The organism is Paraburkholderia phymatum (assembly GCF_040965635.1).
GTDB lineage: Bacteria > Pseudomonadota > Gammaproteobacteria > Burkholderiales > Burkholderiaceae > Paraburkholderia > Paraburkholderia phymatum_B.
In genome coordinates this window covers 299,368-319,166 of sequence record NZ_JBFRCH010000006.1, presented here as the reverse complement: position 1 = coordinate 319,166, position 19,799 = coordinate 299,368, and the positions used below count along the sequence as shown (strand labels likewise).

Below are 19,799 nucleotides of genomic sequence, written 5' to 3'. Positions count from 1 at the left end.
AACTGTTGCCCCATCCCATGCTTGACATCCAGCTGCTGCGCAAAGATATCGACGGCGTCGCGAAACGCCTCGCCGATCGCGGCTTTAACCTCGACGTCGCGGCTTTCTCCGCGCTCGAAGCCGAACGCCGCGCGATCCAGACCCGTACCGAAGAGCTCCAGGCGAAGCGCAACAGTCTGTCGAAGCAGATCGGCGCGATGAAAGGGCGCGGCGAAGACACTTCAGCGGTGATGGCCGAAGTGGGCGGCCTCGGCGACGAGATGAAGGCGTCGGCGCTCCAGCTGGAAGTGATCCAGAAGCGTTTGTCCGATCTGCTGCTCGACGTGCCGAATCTGCCGCATGAGAGCGTTCCCGTCGGCAACGACGAAACGCAAAATGTCGAAGTGCGCCGCTGGGGCACGCCGCGCCAGTTCGACTTCGAGGTGAAGGATCACGTCGACGTCGGCACGCCGCTCGGTCTGGACTTCGAGATGGGCGCGAAGCTTTCCGGCGCGCGTTTCACGATGCTGCGCGGACAAATTGCGCGCCTGCATCGCGCGCTCGCGCAGTTCATGATCGACACGCATACGCAGCAGCACGGCTACACGGAAATCTATACGCCGTACATCGTCAATCCCGAAATCCTCCTCGGCACGGGCCAGCTGCCGAAATTCGCCGACGACATGTTCCGCGTCGAAAAGGGCGGCGGTGAAAACACGGTCACGCAGTATCTGATCTCGACGTCCGAAATCTCGCTGACGAACACGGTGCGCGAGAGCATCGTCGACGCGAGCGAACTGCCGATCAAGCTGACGGCGCATTCGCCGTGCTTCCGCTCGGAAGCGGGTTCATATGGTCGCGACACGCGCGGCATGATCCGCCAGCATCAGTTCGACAAGGTCGAGATGGTCCAGATCGTGTCGCCGGAAACGTCGTATGACGCGCTGGAGCAGATGGTCACGCACGCGGAGACGATTCTGCAGAAGCTCGAACTGCCGTATCGCGTGATCACGCTGTGCACGGGCGACATGGGCTTCTCGGCTTCGAAAACGTACGACCTCGAAGTGTGGCTGCCCGCGCAGAACACGTATCGCGAAATTTCGAGCTGCTCGAATACCGAGTCGTTCCAGGCGCGACGGATGCAGGCGCGCTATCGCAACCCGCAGGGCAAGCCGGAACTCGTGCATACGCTCAACGGATCGGGGCTGGCCGTGGGCCGGACGCTCGTCGCCGTGCTGGAGAACTTCCAGAATGCCGATGGCTCGGTGACGGTGCCGGCGGCGCTGCGTCCGTATCTGGGCGGTATCGAGCGCCTGGAAGCGACGGCGGCGCGCTGAGCGAACGGGGCTCGCCCCGGTCGTCCAGGTCCTTTTTCAACTTTCTGCGAAAAAGGGCTTGGAATTCAAAAGCAGGTACTCTATAATCTTCGTCTCACGCAAGCAGCGACCCGCTTGGTGTGAAGTTGTAAAGCAGACAAGACCACCTTGGTGGGAAGTCAAAGAATCAGGAAAGGTGGCAGAGAGGTCGAATGCGCCGGACTCGAAATCCGGTATACGGTTATACCGTATCGTGGGTTCGAATCCCACCCTTTCCGCCAAGATGCAAAGCGACACAGGCCCTTCGGGGCCTGTTTTCGTTTGTGCGCGCATTTTTCATGTATCAATCTGCGTGCATGCGACGTCACGCAATCATCAGGGCCGCGATTTACAAATACAAGTGCATAGCTGGCCGGTCTTTATGCTTTCCTTATCAACGTTTCGATGAAGCAGTTTCGACATATGTTTGTCCGCCCGACAGGCCAACCGACCAGCATCCGGGCAATGAAGATCCGCCAGCAAGCGTACCTCCGCCGGGGCCATCCGGCTTCGCGCAACGCCGAACGGCTGCATTAACCATCCTCTATCCGCCCAGCGGTCCCGAAAACGAAATAAAGTGATTTGTCGTTTCGGACCGTGCATCAAACTCTGCTTTAAATCGTTCCGGTTTTCAAAACATTCGGATTCGGCGCTTTGATAAATGGCTTCGTCAGGCGCTAAATAAAGCAAGGCTTATTTTCTCGTTGATTCGCTGATCTGCGCTTTACTAAGGTGCGCTTTGTGCCTAGGATGAAGTTGCACTTTTTTCCGCCAGGAGTCAGGTGAACAAGTAAAAATTAATCGCAATTATTGACGGAATAGCTTCGCGGAATATTTACCGTCCATATGAAGATTCATATGAAGCAATCGCTGCAGTCGGATTCTATTTTCTGCTTCATGTCATTGCATTCATTGAGCGACGGAATGCATTAGTAACACGTCGTTGCAGCTTTATTCGTGAAGGTGAGTCGTCGCGCGCCGGATTCCCGCGCCGTCGCACCCGTTGTACTGCGCACAACAACGAAGACGTCCGTACTTGCCGCGGCTTTTCAGGTGCAAACGTCTTGAGGAACGGTAAGCCATGCACATCGCCATTTCTGCTGTCACGGTCGCGGTGGCTGCAATCGTCATCTGGTGGTCGCTTCATCCGCGGCGCGTCGCCTCCGCGCGCGAAGGGGCGTTCGCGCATACGCGCAATGGCATGTCTGTTGCACCGATGCTTCATCGCGTGACGGACGCCGTTGCGCACTTGCGGACGACGCGCGGCGCGGCCGGTCTCTTTGCCGTCGCGCATCGTCAGCCCGGCACGATGACGGAGCTTGCCGATGTGTTCGACTGTTTGCCCGTCGCGTCCGTCGTCTTCGACGAGCATGGCGTGATCGTGCTCGCCAACGCGCAGGCCGAGTGGCTTTTCGACTATCGACGCGGCGCGCTGAGCGGCGCGTGTGTCGGCCTCGTCGCGCCGGCGCTGTCGCAGGAGCGCCGCGCGGGCACCGGGGCGCATAACGTGAGCGGGCCGGCCGTGACCGCCACGCGCAACCTGCGCGCGCGTCGCCGCGACGGTAGCGAGTTTCCCGTCGAGATCGCGACGAGCACGATTCGCTACGAAGGACGTGTCGCGACCATCGCGTTCATCACCGACACGACCGAGCGCTTCGAGCTCGAACGTAATCGACGGGAGCTTGCGCATCTGACGCGCGTATCGATGATGGGCGAGCTTGCAGCGTCGCTCGCGCACGAATTGAACCAGCCGCTGACGGCTATCCTCAGCAACGGCCAGGCCGCGCAGCGCTTCATGGATAAGGAGCCGATCGACCTCGCCGAGGTGCGCGACATCCTCAAGGACATCGTCGACGACAGCGGCCGCGCGAGCGAAGTGATACGCCGGATGCGCGCATTCGTGAAGAAGGAAGAGCAACAGCAACTCGCGAATCTCGATGCCGGCGGATTGCTGCGCGATGTGGCGTTGCTCGTGCATAGCGATGCCGTCGCGCGCGGCATCCATGTGTCGCATGTGATCGACGACGGACTGCCGCCCGTGCGCGGCGACAAGGTGCAACTCCAGCAGGTGCTGCTCAATCTGCTGCTCAACGCGTTCGATGCCGTCAGCGAGTGCGACGCGCCCAGCCGCGTGGTTGCGCTCTTTGCGCAACTCGATCGCGAGGGCATGGTACGTATCGCCGTACGAGACCGGGGACATGGACTGACGGACGACAAGCTCGAATGCATCTTCAAGCCGTTCGTCACGTCGAAGCCGCAGGGGCTGGGGCTCGGTCTGTCGATCAGCCGCTCGATTGTGCAGATGCACGGCGGCCGCTTGTGGGCCGAGACCAATCCGGACCGGGGCGTGACGTTCTATATCGCGTTGCCCATATCGCGAGACGCATGCAAAGCGGGCGTTGCGCAGGTGACGTCATGAGCGACATAAGCGACATGAGCGGCACGGTCAGCGAATCCGCGACGGAAGCTGCCGCGCTCGTTTATGTCGTCGACGACGACCCGTCGGTGCGCCGCGCGCTGTCGCGTCTCGTGAAATCCGCCGGCTACGGCGTCGAGGCGTATGGCTCGGCGCGCGACTTTCTGGATCATGCGTGCGCCGGGCATGCGCCCGCCTGCGTGGTCCTCGACGTGCAGTTGCCCGATCTGAGCGGGCTCGAATTGCAGCGCGAACTCGATGAGCGTTTGCCCATCATCTTTCTGACGGGACACGGCGACATCGCGATGACGGTCGGCGCAATCAAGGCGGGCGCGACCGATTTCCTCACCAAGCCCGTGCGCGACGACGACCTGTTGCGCGCGATCGAACAGGCGCTCGCGCATTCGGTGCAAGTGTCGAACGCGATGCACGAGCTCGAAGTGCTGCTCGGCCGCGTCGGGCGTCTGACAGTGCGCGAGCGCGAGGTGATGAATCTCATCGTGCTCGGCCGTCTGAACAAGCAGGTTGCGTGCGAACTCGGCACCGTCGAGAAGACCGTCAAGGCGCATCGCGCGCGCGTGATGCAGAAGATGGAAGTCGGTTCGCTCGCCGAGCTCGTACGTATCGTCGACAAGATTGCCGTCGCGAGTGTCACACGCAATCCCTTCAGTCCGCAGGTACCGCATACGAGCGCACCTCACGTTGCGCGTGAGGACACACGCGCGCGGATACGGGACCAAGGTCCAATACCGCGAGCGCCCGCAGTCTCATAGTCTATTGCTGAAGCGTTCACGTATCGCTGCGTGCGCGTGGCCGGTCAATGGACTATTCAGAATGGGCACAGACCAACCATTCGTCGTCGTCGTCGACGACGATGCGTCGGTGGGCAGGGCGATCAAGCGTCTGTTGCGCTCCGTCGGGATTGCGGCCGACACGTACGCGAGTGGCGATGAGTTTCTCGACGTGCTGTCGGCCACGCCTGCGTATCGCCCCCACTGCGTGATACTCGATGTGCAGATGCCCGGCTCCAACGGGATCGAGGTCCAGCGCCGGCTGGCGGGCAGCACTGTGCCCGTCATTTTCATCACGGCCCACGACGACGCGGGCGTGCGCGAAGCCGCGCTTGCGGCGGGTGCGAGGGCGTATCTGCGCAAGCCGTTCAACGACGTGCTTTTCATCAGGACAGTGTGTGCCGTGCTCGGCATCGCTGCGCCGCTATGACACTTCTCGTCGCGAGAACGAACGGCGTCGAACGCTTGCGTGCAAGTTCCGCGCGGCCAAAAAAGGGTATTGGACCAAGGTCCAATTGTCTTTGCCATGGCCGGATTCCACACTTCATTGCATTGGAGTTGCCAGGCCGACTGGCGCATCTGGATTGGCCCGCCGCGCGATGCGCGAGCAACGGGTGCGCCGGGCGCAATCGTATCGACTTGGGGAGATTGGTCATGAAACAAGCGCTTCCTGTCACGTGGATGCTTGCCGCGTTGCTGCTGGCAGACGTTGCATCGGCGCAGCAGCCGATCTTCTCCTCGGCCAAAGGCCAGAGTCAGCAAAAGCAGGCTAACGACATATCGCAATGCCAGAGCTGGGCGACGCAGAACACGGGCGTCAATCCCGCCGTGCTCGCGCAGAACCCGGCGAATCAGCCGCCGCCCCAGCAGTCGGGACAGCGCTTGCGCGGCGCGGCAGGCGGCGCGGCGACGGGCGCCATCGCGGGCGACGCCGGCAAGGGCGCGGCAGCGGGCGCCATCGCGGGCACGGTAGTGGGCGGCTCGCGACAGCGCCGCCAGGTGGCCGCCGCGCAGGAGCAGCAGCAGGCCGCTCAACAGCAGACGTCGCAGCAGATGGCCACATGGAACCGCGCGCTTGCAGCAAGCATGAACGGACGCGGATATACGGTGCAATGACGCGGCGATCGAAGGGGGCCACGATGAACTGTCGATCGCAAGTTGCGTTGTTCGGGGCGGACTCAGCCGCCGTGCGGCGCGCGGGCCGCCTGATGCCGCGTCTCGCGCTGGCGTCGGCGCTCGCGTGCATCCTTTCCCTCAACGCCTGCAAGAAGGCCCCCGCGGAGGCAGCCCGTCCGCCCGTCGAGGTGACGGTTGTCACGGTCGCGCAAAAGGAAACACCCGTCGCATTCGAATTCACCGCGCAGACGCAAAGCTCGCGCGAGGTCGAGATTCGCGCGCGCGTCGAGGGCTTTCTCGAGAAGCGCATGTACACGGAAGGCGCGCTCGTGCAGCCCGGCCAGGTGCTGTTCGTGATGGACCGAAAGCCGTTCGAGGCCGCGCTGCAAACGGCGAAGGGCGCGCTCGCGCAACAGCAGGCGCGCCTGCTCGTGACCAAGCAGAACCTCGCGCGCGTGGTCCCGCTTGCCGCGCAGAACGCGTTGAGCAAGAAGGACCTCGACGATGCGACGGGCAACGAGAAGCAGGCAGAAGCCTCCGTCATCGCCGCGCAGGGCGAAGTGCAGACGGCCGAGCTGAACCTGAGCTACACGACGATCCGCTCGCCGCTCAAAGGCCTTTCCAGCTTCGCGCGCGTGCAGGACGGCAGCTATGTGACGCCCACGCAGTCGGGGCTGCTTACTTACGTTTATCAGCTCGATCCGATGTGGGTGAACTTCAGCATCTCGGAGAACGAGCTGCTGCGCTATCGCGAGCAGGTCACGAAAGGCCTGCTGCGCTTTCCACCTGACAACCAGTTCGACGTGACGGTGATACTCGCCGACGGCTCGATCTATCCGCAGCAGGGGCGTATCGACTTCACGAACCCCGCGTTTAGCCAGGAGACGGGCACCTTCCTCGTGCGCGCCGTGTTCGGGAATCCAAGCGGCACGCTCAAGCCCGGCCAGTTCGTGCGCGCTAAGGTGTCGGGCGCCGTGCGGCCGAACGCGATTCTCGTGCCGCAGCGCGCGGTGCTGCAAGGCGCGAAGAGCCACTTCGTATGGGTGCTCGACCAGAACGGGAAGCCACATCAGCGCGTGATCGATGTCGGCGACTGGCACGGCGACGACTGGTTCGTCAACGAAGGGCTGAAGGCGGGCGAGCGCGTGGTGGTCGACGGCGCGATCCGCGTGTCGTCGGATTCGACGATCAAGGTGGTGAGCGCACCCGCTGCACCTGGCGCTCCAGCGCCCGCATCCACGCCTGCTGCCGCGGCGTCGGCACCGGCATCGACGCTGGCCCAGGCACAAACACAAGCACAAGCAGAACCACAAGCACAACCACAAACACAAGCGCAGACACAAACGCAGACACAAACGCAGGCGCATCCCGGCAGCAGCGGAACGAGCAGCAGCACAAGTCCCTGATCCGATGACGACCCGACGCCGTTCGGCGCAACCGATCCGATGAACATCTCTCACTTCTGCATCGACCGTCCGATCTTCGCCTCGGTCATCTCGATCGTCATCACGCTGGGCGGCGCGCTGACGATGCTCGCGCTGCCGACCGCGCAGTACCCCGACATCACGCCGCCGCAGATCACGATCTCCGCGACCTATCCGGGCGCGAGCGCCGACGTGGTCGCCAACAACGTCGCCGCGCCGATCGAGCAGCAGGTCAACGGCGCGGACAACATGATCTACATGAGCTCGTCGAGCTCGTCGACGGGCAACCTGACGATCAACGCGTACTTCGAGATCGGCACGAACCCCGAGCTCGCACAGGTCGACGTGCAGAACCGCGTGAATCTCGCGCTGCCACAACTGCCGCAGTCGGTGACGGCGCAGGGCGTGCAGGTGCAGAAGAAGTCGCAGGCGTTCATGATGGTGATCGCGATCTACTCGCCCACCGAGCGCTACGACGCGACCTACATCGCGAACTACGCGAACGTCTACGTGCTCGATGCGCTCAAGCGCATACCCGGCGCGAACCAGTCGAGCATCTTCGGCACGCCCGACTACGCGATGCGCATCTGGCTGCGCCCCGACCGCATGGCGCAGCTAGGCATCACAGCCTCCGACGTGCAGCGCGCCGTCGCCAACCAGAACCAGCAGTTCGCGGTCGGGCGGCTCGGCCAGTCGCCGACGGGCAACCCCGTCGAGCAGTCGTTCGCCGTGACCACATCGGGGCGGCTCACCGAGCCCTCCGAGTTCGAGAACATCATCATTCGCGCGCAGAGCGGGGGCGCCGCGATCGTGCGCCTGAAGGACATTGGGCGCGCCGAGCTTGGCCAGAAGGATTATTCGATCCGCAGCCGCTTCCAGGGCAAGCCCGCCACCGTGCTCGCCGTCTATCAGCAGCCGGGCGCCAACGCGCTCGACGTGTCGAAGCAGGTGCGCGCGGCGCTCGCCGAGATGAAGAAGTCGTTCCCCGAGGGCATCGACTACGAGATCGCGATGGACACCACCGAGTTCACGCGGGCGTCGATCTCGGATGTGGTGCATACGTTCTTCGAGGCCGTCGTGCTGGTGGTGATCGTCGTGTTCGTGTTCCTGCAGAGCCTGCGCGCGACGCTGATTCCGGTGCTGGCCGTACCCGTTTCGATCGTCGGCACGTTTATGGGGATGGATGCGCTCGGATTTTCGATCAACATGCTCACGCTGTTCGGCATGGTGCTCGCAATCGGTATCGTGGTGGACGACGCAATCGTCGTGATCGAGAACGTCGAGCGCAACATGACGGTGCACAAGCTCGACCCGAAAACAGCCGCCAAGCAGGCAATGGACGAAGTGGCGGGCCCCGTGGTCGCGATCGTGCTCGTGCTGTGCGCGGTGTTCGTGCCCGTGGCGTTTCTCGGCGGCATCACCGGGCAGATGTACAAGCAGTTCGCGATCACGATCGCGATTTCGGTGGTGATCTCGGGCATCGTCGCGCTCACGCTGTCGCCCGCGCTCGCGTCGCTGTTGCTCAAGCCCGGGCATCACGAGAAGAAGGGCTTTTTCCGCTGGTTCGACAACCAGTTCGCGCGGATGACGGCAGGCTACACGCGTGCAGTGCGCGTCATCATCAAGCGCTTCGTGATCGCGCTGCTGCTCTTTGCCGGCATGATCGCGCTGGCCGTCATGATGATGCGCTCGATCCCGACCGCGTTCCTGCCGCCCGAGGACCAGGGCTACTTGCTGGGCGCCGTGATCATGCCCGATGCGGCGTCGCTGGACCGCACGGGGCAGGTGTCGGACCGCGTGTCCGAGTACTTCATGAAGCAGCCGGCCGTCGGCAGCATCACGACCGTCGACGGCTTCAGCATTCTCGACAGCCAGAACAAGAACAACTCGTCGACCTTCTTCGTGGGCTTCAAGAGTTTCGACGAGCGCTACAAGTCCGACAACATCCGCACGCAGAACGCGCGCGCCGTGCTCGTCGACGCGTACAAGGCGCTGTCGCAGATTCGCGAGGGTCTCGTCGTGCCGCTGAATCCACCGTCGATCCCCGGTCTCGGCACGACGGGCGGCACCGAGATGTGGATACAGAGCAAGGGCGACGCGACCATCGCGCAGTTCGCCGCCGTCGTCAACGATTTCGTCGCGAGGGCCAAGCAGCGCCCCGAGCTGACGGGCGTTACGTCGACCTTCAACGCGGACTCGCAGCAACTGCTCGTGGACGTCGACCGCGACAAGGCCGAAACGCTGGGCGTGCCCGTCGAGGACGTCTACAGCGCGATGCAGACGATGTTCGGCTCGCTGTACGTGTCTCAGTTCAACCGTTCGAGCCGTCTGTGGCAGGTGATCCTGCAGGCGGAGCCGTCGTATCGGCTGAAGCCCGAAGACCTCACGCAGATCTTCGTGCGCAGCAAGACGGGCAGCATGGTGCCGCTCAAGTCGGTGGTGACGTCGCACTACGTGACGGGTCCGGACTTGATCACGCGCTTCAACAACTTCCCGGCCGTGAAGATCACCGCGAACGCGGCGCCCGGCTACGCGTCGGGCCAGGTGATCAGCGCGCTCGAGGAACTCGCTGCGTCGATGCCATCGGACTACGGCATCGCGTGGAGCGGCGAGGCGTTCGAGGCGAAGCAGTCGGGCGGCACGTCGGGGCTCGTGTTCGTGTTCGGGCTGATCATGGTGTTCCTGATCCTCGCGGCGCAGTACGAGAAGTGGAGCCTGCCGTTCGGCGTGCTGATGGCTGTGCCGTTCGCGCTCTTCGGCGCGCTGCTCGCGATCATGCTGCGCGGGCTCAACAACGACGTGTACTTCCAGATCGGCCTCACGATGCTGGTGGCGCTCGCGGCGAAGAACGCGATCCTGATCTTCGAGTTCGCGGTAATCAACCGCGAGGCGGGCAAGTCCGTGTTCGACGCGACGATGACGGCGGCCGAGGAGCGGCTGCGCCCGATCGTGATGACCTCGCTCGCGTTCATTCTCGGCTGCGTGCCGCTTGCGATCGCGACGGGCGCGTCCGCCAACAGCCGTCACTCGATCGGCACGGGCGTGATCGGCGGGATGCTGGGCGCGACGGCGATCGCCGTGTTCTTCATCCCGATGTTCTTCTGGGCGCTCGAATCGATGTCGGAGAAGAGCGGCAAGAAGAAGGGGGAGACGCCGCCTGCTTCGCCTGAAGCACCGCCTTCTTCGACGACGGTGCCGCCCTCGGTGCCCGGACGGGCGGGCACGGGCGGACCGACGATCACGCCGTCCGCTCCACGCGAGGGCGACTGACATGCGCCGCGTTTCGCTTCCTCCGCTCCGCGTGCGCCGCTTGCGCCACGCTTTGCCTATGCCCGTCGCCGGCGCGCTCGCGTGCGTGCTGTGCACCTTCGCGCTGAGCGGCTGCCTGCTCGGGCCGAACTACTCGCGCCCGCAGCTCGACGTGCCCGCGACGTATCGCTTCCCCGACAACTACGCGTCGGATGTCGCGAACACCGAATGGTGGAAGCAGTTCGACGATCCCGTGCTGAACGACCTGATCACGACGGCGCTCGCGAACAACAACGACGTGAAGGTCGCCGCCGCGCGCGTCGACCAGTTCCTCGGCCAGTTCGTCACGACCCGCGCGGCGCTGCTGCCGCAGGTCGGCGCGAGCTTCGACGCCGAGCGCCAGCGTCTGCCGACGGGCTCGCCGCTGCTCGCGAACGTCAACAACCCGGTGTTCAACACGTACGCGGCGGCGCTGTCGGCGTCATGGGAGATCGACCTGTTCGGCCATAACCGGCGCCTCACGGAGTCCGCGCGCGCGAGCCTGCTTTCGAGCGAGGAGGCGAAGCGCGGCACGATCCTGACGCTGGTGTCGTCGGTGGCGTCGTCGTATATCAATCTGCGCAGTCTCGACCGGCAACTGGAGATCGCGAAGGCGACCACCGAAAGCCGGGCCGATTCCGTGCACGTGTTCGAGCTGCGCTTCAAGGGCGGCGAGGTCTCGCAGATGGAGCTCGCGCAGAGCCAGTCCGAATACGAGGACTCGCGCTCGCGGATTCCGCAGATCGAGTCGCAGATCGCGCAGCAGGAAGACGCGCTGTCGGTGCTGCTCGGGCGCAATCCGGGCGACATCCTGCGCGGACGCGCGCTTGCCGAACTCGTGGCGCCCGCGGTGCCTGCCGGGTTGCCGTCGGATCTGCTCGAGCGGCGCCCCGACCTGCGCCAGGCCGAGCAGGACCTGATTGCGGCGAATGCGCAGATCGGCGCAGCCAAGGCGCTGTACTTTCCGCAGATTTCGCTGACGGGTCTGTTCGGCACGCAAAGCGGCCAGTTCTCGAAGCTCTTCACAGGGCCGGCGCGCGCGTGGTCGTTCGCCGGCTCCGTCACGCAGCCGATTTTCACGGGCGGCGCGATCACGGGCCAGGTGAAGCAGGCCGAAGCGGTGCAGCAGCAGGCGCTGCACTCGTATCGCAAGGCGATCCAGGTCGCGTTCCAGGAAGTGGATGACGCGTTGATCTCGTCGCAGAAGCTGCGCGAGCAATTCGAGGTGCAGGGACGCCAGGTCGATGCGCTCGCCAGTTACGCGCACTTTGCGCGGTTGCGCTACGAGGGCGGCTACACGAGCTATATCGAAGTGCTCGATGCCGAGCGCAGTCTCTTCAACGCGCAACTGAGCCAGACGCAGACGCAGGCGGGCGTGCTGGTGTCGTATGTGAGCCTGTACAAGGCGATGGGCGGCGGCTGGGTCGTCGATGCGGAAGGGCTCACCACGCAAGCGGCGCAAGCGGGGCAGGTGGCACAAGTGACACAGGCGGCGCAAGCGGCGGCACAGCCGGCGCATGCGAGCGACGATACCCGTCCCGCCGATGCATCGCCGCAGGACGTGAAATGAGCGATGCAATGTCTTCCGGCTATCTCGGGCATGTGGCGCGGACGATGCCCGTGATCGCGTGCCGCGAATGCGATCTGCTCCAGCGCGAGAGCGACGTGCCGCCCGAAGGCGTGCTGCACTGCTGCCGCTGCCGCGCGACGCTGTACCGGCATCATGCGAACAGCCTCGATCGCACGCTCGCGTATGCGCTTGCGGCCTGCGTGCTGTGGATCATCTCGAACTCGTTTCCGATCGTTGGGCTTTCGGTGAACGGCGATCTCGTCGAGACGACGTTGTTCGGCGCCGTGCGCGTTCTGTACCGGGACGGCATGTGGCCGCTGTCGGCACTGATCTTCTTTACGACGATACTGATGCCCGCGTGCCAGGCGCTGGGCCTCGTGTGGCTGCTGTTGCCGCTGCGGCTCGGGCGCACGCCGTATCGCGCGGACGTCGTGTTCCGCACGCTGCGCATCGCGCAGGAGTGGGGCATGACGGAGGTGCTGATCCTCGGCCTGCTCGTCGCGCTCGTGAAGCTCGCGCATATCGCGTCGGTGGTGACGGGCCCGGCGTTGTGGTCGTTCGGCGCGCTGATGCTGATGCTCGCGGCCGCGGCGTCCTCGTTCGACGTGCACGATCTGTGGACGCGTCTCGAAGGGATACCCGATGCCGGTCCCGGGTTCGACAGCGACACGCCGTTTCCCGCTGCGACGGCAGCGGCCTGCGGCCTGTGCGTGTGCCACGACTGCGGCCTGCTCACGCGCGCCGCGCCCACGGAAGCCCGCGACGCGCGCGACTACGCGAACGTGCACGCACCCCTGCGTCTGCACGCGCATCCCGGCCATTGCCCGCGCTGCGGCGCGCATCTGCATCTGCGCAAGCCCGATAGTCTTGCGCGAACGTGGGCCTATCTGATTGCCGCGATAATCCTGTACATCCCGGCGAACGTGCTGCCCGTGATGGATACGAGCTCGCTGTTCGGCGCGCAGAAGGACACGATCATGAGCGGCGTCGTCTATCTGTGGACGTCGGGTTCGTGGCCGCTTGCCGTGCTGGTCTTCATCGCGAGCATCGCCGTGCCGATGCTGAAGATTCTCGCGATCAGCTTTCTCGCCCTGTCGGCGAACTTCCGCTCGACGTGGCAGCCCGATCAGCGCGCGCGCATCTATCGCATCGTCGAACTGATCGGGCGCTGGTCGATGGTCGACATCTACGTGGTCGCCATGCTCACGGCGCTCGTGCAATTCAATGCGCTCGCCACCGTGCGCGCCGGCCCCGCTGCGATCGCATTCGGCGCGGTCGTCGTGCTGACCATGTTCTCCGCGATGTCGTTCGATCCGCGGCTCATCTGGGACACGAGGGAAACGCAATGAGCAGGCCGCCCGATCTGCCCGACGCCGTGGCGGTGCCGCGCAAGCGTTGGCGCATCCAGTGGATCTGGCTCGTGCCCGTCGTCGCGGTGCTGATCGGCATCTGGCTTGCCGTGCAAGCCGTGCTGTCGCAAGGCCCGACCATCACGATCCAGTTCAAGACGGGTGAAGGGCTCGAAGCGGGCAAGACGAAGATCAAGTTCAAGGCCGTCGATATCGGCGTCGTGAAGAAGGTAGCGCTTTCGCGGGACTACAAGAACGTGATCGCCACGGCGGAACTGACGCGCGACGCGACCGACATGCTGGTCAACGATACGCGCTTCTGGGTCGAGCGTCCGCGCATCGCGGGCGGCAACGTATCGGGCATCAGCACGCTGCTGTCGGGGGCGTTCATCGGCATGGACATCGGCCATGCGAAGCAGGAGCGGCGCGACTACGTCGGGCTCGAAACGCCGCCTGTGTTCGCGAGCGACGTGCCGGGCCGCGAATTCGTGCTGCACGCGGAGAACCTCGCTTCGCTCGACGTCGGTTCGCCCGTCTATTTCCGGCGCCTGCGCGTCGGCCAGGTCACGTCGTTCGAACTGGACAAGAACGGCGGCGGCGTGACGTTGCATATTTTCGTCAACGCGCCCTACGACCAATACGTGAAGAGCAATTCGCGCTTCTGGGAGGCGGGCGGCATCGACGTCGCGCTGGGCACGGAAGGCGTGAAGATCAACACGCAATCGCTGGTGTCGATCCTGATCGGCGGCCTCGCGTTCGAAACGCCTTCGTCGTCGCTCTCGGAGCCCGAAGCGCAGGTGCGCACGTCGTTCACGCTCTTCCCGACGCGCGCCGATGCATTAAAGGTGCAGGACCGCATCGTCGATACGTACGTGCTCGAGTTCAAGCAGTCGGTGCGCGGCCTGACGGTGGGCGCGCCCGTCGACTTCAGGGGCATCGTGATCGGCGAAGTATCGGCCATCTACACGCGCTTCGACCCCGTGACGAAGGAGATCAGCATTCCCGTCGAGATCAAGTTCTATCCGGAGCGCTTCACGTCGCGTTATCCGGAGCCGTCCGAGGGACGCCTCGTGAAAGATCCGAAAGCCGTGGCCGACTTCCTCGTGTCGCGGGGCTTCCGCGCGCAACTCAGGACGGGAAGCCTGCTGACGGGCCAGCTGTACATCTCGTTCGATTTCTTCCAGCACGCGCCGCAGGCGAAGATCGACTGGAGCCGCACGCCGCCCGAACTGCCGACCGAGCCGAGCGGCCTGCAATCGCTGCAGGACTCGGTCAACCGGATTGTCGCGCGCATCGACAAGCTGCCGCTCGAGCAGATCGGCAAGAACACGCAACAGACGTTCGCCAACGCCAGCGCGCTGCTGCAGAGCCTCAATACGCAGGTCGTGCCGCAGGCGAAGGGCGCGCTGTCGGCCGCGCAGACCACGCTCAATACGGCAAACAGCGCGCTTCAGCCCGATTCGGCGCTGCAGCAGGACACGAGCGATGCGATCCGCGAACTTGCGCGCACGGCGGCATCGTTCCGCGCGCTTTCCGATTATCTGCAACGGCATCCCGAAGCGCTGCTGCGCGGCAAGCGGGAGGACGCAAAGTGACGCCATCGATGCTCTCGCGCGGCGCGTGCCTCTGCGTCGCGGCAGCGGCGGTGCTGGCCGCGTGCGGGTCGCCGCGTTCGAGCTTCTATACGTTGAGCTCCGACGCGACGCTCGAAAGCACGGGCACGCCGCTGTCCATGTCGGTGGTGGTCGGTCCCGTGACGGTGCCGGAACTCGTCGACCGGCCGCAGCTCGTGACGCGCATGTCGGGCAACGAGGTGAGGCTCAACGAATTCGCGCGCTGGGGCGAGCCGCTCAAGAGCGGCGTCGCCGATGTGATCGCCGCCGATCTGTCGCGGCTGCTCGGCTCGCAGCGTGTGTCGGTGTCGTCGCAAACGGTGGCGGGCACGGAGGCCTGCCGCGTGCGCGTCGATATCGTGCAGTTCGATTCGATGCCGGGCGAGGCGGTCGCGATCGACGCGCTGTGGACCGTGCGCCTCGCCGGCCACACGGCGCTGCTGACGGGCCGCTCGACGGTGCGCGAACAGGTGCAGGGCACGGACGAGGCGGCGCTCGTGGCGGCGCACAGCCGGGCGCTGGCGTCGGTGAGCCGCGACATCGCCCAGGCGATCCGGCGTTCGCCTCCGGGGTGAGCGCCGGCGTGACGGGGCGTGACGGGTGCGTGGTCTCGCGGATGGTTTGGCCTGTGGTTGGCGCATAGTGCGGTCCGGTCTCGCGGGAAGACTCTGTACAATGGACTGATCGACAACCGGGCGCAGGACCGCGATGCGGGCCGCGTCCAGCGCCACCAACGCAAGACGGCGCGCCAGCACGATCGCCTGATCGCACAGCCTGCGCGCACCGCGCGCTGCGTGCCGCCAACGTTTTTCCGACATGGCCATCACCTACAAGACTTCCGAAGACCTCGCGCGTTTGCGCATTTCCGGCCGGCTCGCCGCCGACGTGCTCGCGATGATCGGCGAACACGTGAAGCCCGGCATCTCGACGGGCGAACTCGACGCCATCTGCCATGACTACATCGTCAACACGCAGAAGGCGATTGCCGCGAACGTCGGCTATATGGGCTTTCCGAAGACAATCTGCACGTCGGTCAATTCCGTCGTGTGCCACGGCATTCCCGATCGCAGCGAGGTTCTCAAGGACGGCGACATCATCAACATCGACGTGGCCGTCATCAAGGACGGCTATTTCGGCGACACGAGCCGCATGTACACGGTCGGCGAGCCGAGCGCGGTCGCGAAGCAACTGATCGACACGACCTATGAAGCGATGCTCGCGGGCATCCGCCAGGTGAAGCCGGGCGCGACGCTCGGCGACGTCGGCCATGCGATCCAGAAGCTCGCGCAACGCGAGGGCTTCTCGATCGTGCGCGACTACTGCGGACACGGCATCGGCAAGGTGTATCACGAGGACCCGCAGGTGCTGCACTACGGCCAGCCGGGGCAGGGCGTGCGCCTGAAGCCGGGCATGGTGTTCACGATCGAGCCGATGGTCAACGCGGGCCGCGCCGGCACGACGGTGATGCGCGACGGCTGGACTGTCGTTACCAAAGACCGTTCGCTGTCCGCTCAATGGGAGCACATGGTTGCCGTCACCGACGACGGCTACGAGCTGCTCACGCCGTGGCCCGACGGCACGGGGCGCTACGAGACGCCCTGACGCGCGCGGCGCTGTGTCGGTTGGCTCGCGTCTGGTATCTGGCGTCTGGCGGCTCGCGTCGTTGCGCGCGGCAAGGCCGGAGCGCAGCAGACTCCCGGCGGGCGCTTCGCGCGCTCGACGCAATGCACAAAAACGGGCGGACAGGCGTGACGGCTTTGTTACCGGCTGTCAACCCATGCGCGCCCGCGCGCACTGCGCCGAATTAAAGATTTGACTCGCGCGCTCGTTCGGTTGAAGCTACGCCCTAGCGTTTCACCCGGATGACATAAGGGATTTCAAGGGATTTCGACCGCATGAGTCCTTCACTCACCGTTCGCCGCATTGCAGCCGATCAGGGTGCTGTCTTCCGTGAGCTTCGTACCGCATCGCTGCGCGAAGCGCCTTACGCATTCGACGAGACACTGGAAGAAGCGATGTCCGCCGATGCGTCCACGTTCGAACAGACGGCCGCGCGGCATGCTGCTTCCACCACGTCGACGTCGTTCATCCTCTACACGGAAGGCCATCCGGCCGGCCTGATCGGCGCCTGCTTCGAAGACGCTGCGCCGCACCGCGCGTTCGTGAGCGAGCTTTGGGTGGCGCCCGCCGTGCGGCATCTGCGCGGCGGCGAGCTGCTCGTCAACACGGCGAGCGACTGGCTCGCGGCAGGCGGCGCGACGGAGATCTACGCGTGGATCGCCGACGAGAACCGCAACGCGATGCGCTTCTACGAGCGGCTCGGCTTTGGCCCGACGGGCGAGCGCGAACGCATTCCGCGCGCGCCGGCCCAGTTTCAGACACTGCTCGTTCGGCACGTGCCGCACCACGCGGCATCGGCCGACGATACCGACGCGCCTCTCTAGCCGCCTCGTGCACGACGGCTTCGCGGGGCGCCTGTCCAGCGCGCTCCGGCCAGCCTCGTTCTTCAGGCTTTTTTTCGATCTGTACCGCGCCGATCTAGCGCGCACGCGGCATTTGGCTGTCGCGTGAAGACTTATTGGCAAAAAAGCTCACCGTTCGCCTGGACGCCTGTAAAATACGCAAAATTTTTTGCCGAACGCTATGTCGCCCAGGAAATCGCCATTTTTTGAACTGCGCAGTGGCGCGGTCGACACGCTGCTGTTTGTCGTCAAGACGACCAACCTCGATGAGATGCGTGCCGAACTGACCCGGCGCTTCGAGGCGACGCCCGAATTCTTCGCCAACGATACCGTTGCGATCGACGTGCGCCGTCTCGCCGAGAATGAACGCGTGCCGCTCGCCGACATCGCGAAGCTGCTCGACAGCGTGCGCATGCGGCCGATCGGCGTCGTCGCGGACAGCACGCAGCACGCGTGGGCGAACGAAGCGGGGCTGCCGCTGCTCGATGCGCGCGATCCGCGCGCAAGCAAAGGCAACGGCGACGAAGCAGGCGATCAAGCGGGCAAGCGTGTGGCGGAAAAGAGCGCGGCGGAAAAAAGCGCGGCGCCCACGGCCGAAAGCGCGGCGCCCGAGCCGGAGCAGGTGCCGTCAGCCGCTGCCGAACCCGTGCGCATTTCGTCGCAGACGATGGTGGTCGACAAGCCGCTGCGCTCGGGCCAGCGCATTTACGCGAAGGGCGATCTCGTTGTGCTCGGCATGGTGAGCAACGGTGCCGAAGTGATCGCCGAAGGCAATATCCATATTTATGCGCCGTTGCGCGGCCGCGCGCTCGCGGGCGTGCACGGCAATCACGACGCGCGCATCTTCTGCACGTGTCTCGAACCGGAACTGATCTCGATCGCGGGCATTTACCGGACGACCGAAAACCCGCTGCCCGCCGACGTGCACGGCAAGCCGGTGCAGATCTGGCTCGAAGACGAAAAACTGATGATCGAGCCGCTGCGGCTCACCTGATGCGTGGGCCGCGCATGCAGTGCGTGTGTCGCGCGATGGAACTACCGCCGGACTCAATAGACGAATTGACGAACACAAGGTAAAGGGTAATGGCAAAAATCATTGTGGTGACTTCGGGCAAGGGTGGCGTAGGCAAGACGACAACCAGCGCGAGTTTCGCCTCGGGTCTCGCACTGCGCGGCTCGAAAACGGCGGTGATCGATTTCGACGTCGGCCTGCGCAATCTCGATCTCATCATGGGCTGCGAACGTCGCGTGGTGTACGACCTGATCAACGTGATCCAGGGCGAAGCGAATCTGAACCAGGCGCTGATCAAGGACAAGAAGTGCGAGAACCTCTACATCCTGCCCGCGTCGCAGACGCGCGATAAGGATGCGCTGACGATGGAAGGCGTCGAGAAGGTCATCGACAACCTGATCAAGATGGATTTCGAATACATCATCTGCGATTCGCCGGCGGGTATCGAATCGGGCGCGCTGCTCGCGATGCACTTCGCCGACGAAGCGCTGATCGTGACGAATCCGGAAGTGTCGTCGGTGCGCGACTCGGATCGCATCCTCGGCATTCTGTCGTCGAAGACGAAGCGCGCGATCGAAGGCAAGGAGCCGATCAAGGAGCATCTGCTGATCACGCGCTACAACCCGAAGCGCGTCAGCGAAGGCGAGATGCTGTCGCTCAGCGACATTCAGGAAATCCTGCGCATCGAGCTGATCGGCGTGATCCCGGAATCGGAAGCTGTGCTGCACGCGTCGAATCAGGGCCTTCCCGCCGTGCACATGGACGGCACGGATGTCGCGGAATCCTATAAGGATGTCGTGTCGCGTTTCCTCGGCGAGCAGAAGTCGCTTCGCTTTACCGATTATCAAAAGCCGGGCCTGCTGCAGCGCCTCTTCGGCACCAAGTAAAGGGAGGCGCACCTGATGTCGATTCTTTCGTTTTTGCTGGGCGAAAAGAAAAAGTCCGCGTCGATAGCGAAGGAACGCCTGCAGCTGATCATCGCGCATGAGCGCGTCGGCGGCAAAGCGCCCGCCGATTATCTGCCCGCGTTGCAACGTGAACTCGTCGCCGTGATTTCGAAGTACGTGAAAATCTCGGACGACGATATCCGCGTCAATCTCGAACGCCACGACGATCTCGAAGTGCTCGAGGTCAAGATCGAGATTCCGCAGGCCTGATCGGCCCGTAGCTTCAGCTTCGTCTATCGCGTGATGCGCGCCATCGTCGTACGGTGGCGCGCATTTTCGTGTGTGCGGTTCGCGCGTCGTCGGCGTGCGTATTCATCGTGAGTTTTCATCGGGCGTTATCTTTGCGCGCGTTCTTCTGCGCTTCTTTCTGCGCGTCTTCTCAAGCTCCTCCGAAATAAACCGTTGCACTTGAGGGCATGCCGTAACACGGCTTCTGTCAGCCCCTTCATCACCTCGCGCATTGAACGGACAACGCCA

At 64.2% G+C, this 19,799-nt stretch carries 16 protein-coding genes and 1 tRNA gene; all 17 read left to right on the top strand.

Annotation, left to right across the window (positions count from 1 at the left end; all coding sequences use genetic code 11):
- Nucleotides 1–17 precede the first annotated feature (17 nt).
- The 17 genes from serS to minE all read left to right on the top strand — a co-directional run bounded on the left by serS (nucleotide 18) and on the right by minE (nucleotide 19,532).
- Entirely contained in the window at nucleotides 18–1,316 is a 1,299-nt protein-coding gene (gene serS, locus AB4Y32_RS15090) for a serine--tRNA ligase (protein ID WP_368722078.1), read from the top strand.
- Between the two features lie 169 nt (nucleotides 1,317–1,485).
- Nucleotides 1,486–1,576 (top strand) — tRNA-Ser (locus AB4Y32_RS15085).
- Nucleotides 1,577–2,415: 839 nt separating this feature from the next.
- Nucleotides 2,416–3,753, top strand: coding sequence for a nitrogen regulation protein NR(II) (locus AB4Y32_RS15080; RefSeq protein ID WP_368722077.1), 1,338 nt, complete (start codon nucleotides 2,416–2,418; stop codon nucleotides 3,751–3,753).
- Nucleotides 3,750–4,523 (top strand): response regulator transcription factor, encoded by a 774-nt coding sequence (locus AB4Y32_RS15075; protein WP_368722076.1) that lies wholly within the window; start codon nucleotides 3,750–3,752, stop codon nucleotides 4,521–4,523. The genes AB4Y32_RS15080 and AB4Y32_RS15075 overlap by 4 nt, the downstream gene beginning before the upstream one ends.
- Before the next feature lie 61 nt (nucleotides 4,524–4,584).
- Complete coding sequence (locus AB4Y32_RS15070; RefSeq protein ID WP_368722075.1) at nucleotides 4,585–4,971, top strand: response regulator transcription factor; 387 nt, start codon at nucleotides 4,585–4,587, stop codon at nucleotides 4,969–4,971.
- 224 nt (nucleotides 4,972–5,195) lie between these two features.
- Complete coding sequence (locus AB4Y32_RS40690; RefSeq protein WP_439899790.1) at nucleotides 5,196–5,657, top strand: glycine zipper family protein; 462 nt, start codon at nucleotides 5,196–5,198, stop codon at nucleotides 5,655–5,657.
- A 92-nt stretch (nucleotides 5,658–5,749) separates the two neighbouring features.
- The gene (locus AB4Y32_RS15065; protein WP_439899791.1) at nucleotides 5,750–7,063 is read left to right on the top strand and encodes an efflux RND transporter periplasmic adaptor subunit; all 1,314 of its coding nucleotides are present in this window, start codon (nucleotides 5,750–5,752) and stop codon (nucleotides 7,061–7,063) included.
- A 39-nt stretch (nucleotides 7,064–7,102) separates the two neighbouring features.
- On the top strand, nucleotides 7,103–10,351 hold the full coding sequence (locus AB4Y32_RS15060) for an efflux RND transporter permease subunit (protein WP_368722073.1): 3,249 nt from the start codon (nucleotides 7,103–7,105) through the stop codon (nucleotides 10,349–10,351).
- Between the two features lie 58 nt (nucleotides 10,352–10,409).
- Nucleotides 10,410–11,939, top strand: coding sequence for an efflux transporter outer membrane subunit (locus AB4Y32_RS15055; RefSeq protein ID WP_368722072.1), 1,530 nt, complete (start codon nucleotides 10,410–10,412; stop codon nucleotides 11,937–11,939).
- Nucleotides 11,936–13,288, top strand: coding sequence for a paraquat-inducible protein A (locus AB4Y32_RS15050; protein WP_368722071.1), 1,353 nt, complete (start codon nucleotides 11,936–11,938; stop codon nucleotides 13,286–13,288). Before AB4Y32_RS15055 ends, AB4Y32_RS15050 begins: the two co-directional genes overlap by 4 nt.
- Nucleotides 13,285–14,883 carry an intermembrane transport protein PqiB gene (locus tag AB4Y32_RS15045; RefSeq protein WP_368722070.1) on the top strand — a complete coding sequence of 533 codons (1,599 nt, stop codon included), beginning with the start codon at nucleotides 13,285–13,287 and terminating at the stop codon, nucleotides 14,881–14,883. The genes AB4Y32_RS15050 and AB4Y32_RS15045 overlap by 4 nt, the downstream gene beginning before the upstream one ends.
- Entirely contained in the window at nucleotides 14,880–15,476 is a 597-nt protein-coding gene (locus AB4Y32_RS15040; RefSeq protein ID WP_368722069.1) for a PqiC family protein, read from the top strand. Before AB4Y32_RS15045 ends, AB4Y32_RS15040 begins: the two co-directional genes overlap by 4 nt.
- A gap of 241 nt (nucleotides 15,477–15,717) precedes the next feature.
- Nucleotides 15,718–16,503, top strand: a complete 786-nt coding sequence (gene map / locus AB4Y32_RS15035) for a type I methionyl aminopeptidase (RefSeq protein WP_368722068.1) — start codon at nucleotides 15,718–15,720, stop codon at nucleotides 16,501–16,503.
- A gap of 293 nt (nucleotides 16,504–16,796) precedes the next feature.
- Complete coding sequence (locus AB4Y32_RS15030) at nucleotides 16,797–17,345, top strand: GNAT family N-acetyltransferase (RefSeq protein ID WP_368722067.1); 549 nt, start codon at nucleotides 16,797–16,799, stop codon at nucleotides 17,343–17,345.
- Between the two features lie 199 nt (nucleotides 17,346–17,544).
- Nucleotides 17,545–18,357 (top strand): septum site-determining protein MinC, encoded by an 813-nt coding sequence (gene minC / locus AB4Y32_RS15025; RefSeq protein ID WP_368722066.1) that lies wholly within the window; start codon nucleotides 17,545–17,547, stop codon nucleotides 18,355–18,357.
- A gap of 89 nt (nucleotides 18,358–18,446) precedes the next feature.
- Nucleotides 18,447–19,262, top strand: a complete 816-nt coding sequence (gene minD, locus AB4Y32_RS15020) for a septum site-determining protein MinD (protein WP_368722065.1) — start codon at nucleotides 18,447–18,449, stop codon at nucleotides 19,260–19,262.
- Nucleotides 19,263–19,277: 15 nt separating this feature from the next.
- A complete protein-coding gene (gene minE, locus AB4Y32_RS15015; RefSeq protein WP_007583338.1) occupies nucleotides 19,278–19,532 on the top strand; it encodes a cell division topological specificity factor MinE in 255 nt (84 codons plus the stop codon).
- Nucleotides 19,533–19,799 lie beyond the last annotated feature (267 nt).

Excerpts from the sequence above, each read along its gene's own strand:
- serS (WP_368722078.1), top strand. The coding sequence starts at position 18 with ATGCTTGACATCCAGCTGCTGCGCAAAGATATCGACGGCGTCGCGAAA.
- AB4Y32_RS15080 (WP_368722077.1), top strand. The coding sequence starts at position 2,416 with ATGCACATCGCCATTTCTGCTGTCACGGTCGCGGTGGCTGCAATCGTC.
- AB4Y32_RS15075 (WP_368722076.1), top strand. The coding sequence starts at position 3,750 with ATGAGCGACATAAGCGACATGAGCGGCACGGTCAGCGAATCCGCGACG.
- AB4Y32_RS15070 (WP_368722075.1), top strand. The coding sequence starts at position 4,585 with ATGGGCACAGACCAACCATTCGTCGTCGTCGTCGACGACGATGCGTCG.
- AB4Y32_RS40690 (WP_439899790.1), top strand. The coding sequence starts at position 5,196 with ATGAAACAAGCGCTTCCTGTCACGTGGATGCTTGCCGCGTTGCTGCTG.
- AB4Y32_RS15065 (WP_439899791.1), top strand. The coding sequence starts at position 5,750 with ATGCCGCGTCTCGCGCTGGCGTCGGCGCTCGCGTGCATCCTTTCCCTC.
- AB4Y32_RS15060 (WP_368722073.1), top strand. The coding sequence starts at position 7,103 with ATGAACATCTCTCACTTCTGCATCGACCGTCCGATCTTCGCCTCGGTC.
- AB4Y32_RS15055 (WP_368722072.1), top strand. The coding sequence starts at position 10,410 with ATGCCCGTCGCCGGCGCGCTCGCGTGCGTGCTGTGCACCTTCGCGCTG.
- AB4Y32_RS15050 (WP_368722071.1), top strand. The coding sequence starts at position 11,936 with ATGAGCGATGCAATGTCTTCCGGCTATCTCGGGCATGTGGCGCGGACG.
- AB4Y32_RS15045 (WP_368722070.1), top strand. The coding sequence starts at position 13,285 with ATGAGCAGGCCGCCCGATCTGCCCGACGCCGTGGCGGTGCCGCGCAAG.
- map (WP_368722068.1), top strand. The coding sequence starts at position 15,718 with ATGGCCATCACCTACAAGACTTCCGAAGACCTCGCGCGTTTGCGCATT.
- AB4Y32_RS15030 (WP_368722067.1), top strand. The coding sequence starts at position 16,797 with ATGAGTCCTTCACTCACCGTTCGCCGCATTGCAGCCGATCAGGGTGCT.
- minC (WP_368722066.1), top strand. The coding sequence starts at position 17,545 with ATGTCGCCCAGGAAATCGCCATTTTTTGAACTGCGCAGTGGCGCGGTC.
- minD (WP_368722065.1), top strand. The coding sequence starts at position 18,447 with ATGGCAAAAATCATTGTGGTGACTTCGGGCAAGGGTGGCGTAGGCAAG.
- minE (WP_007583338.1), top strand. The coding sequence starts at position 19,278 with ATGTCGATTCTTTCGTTTTTGCTGGGCGAAAAGAAAAAGTCCGCGTCG.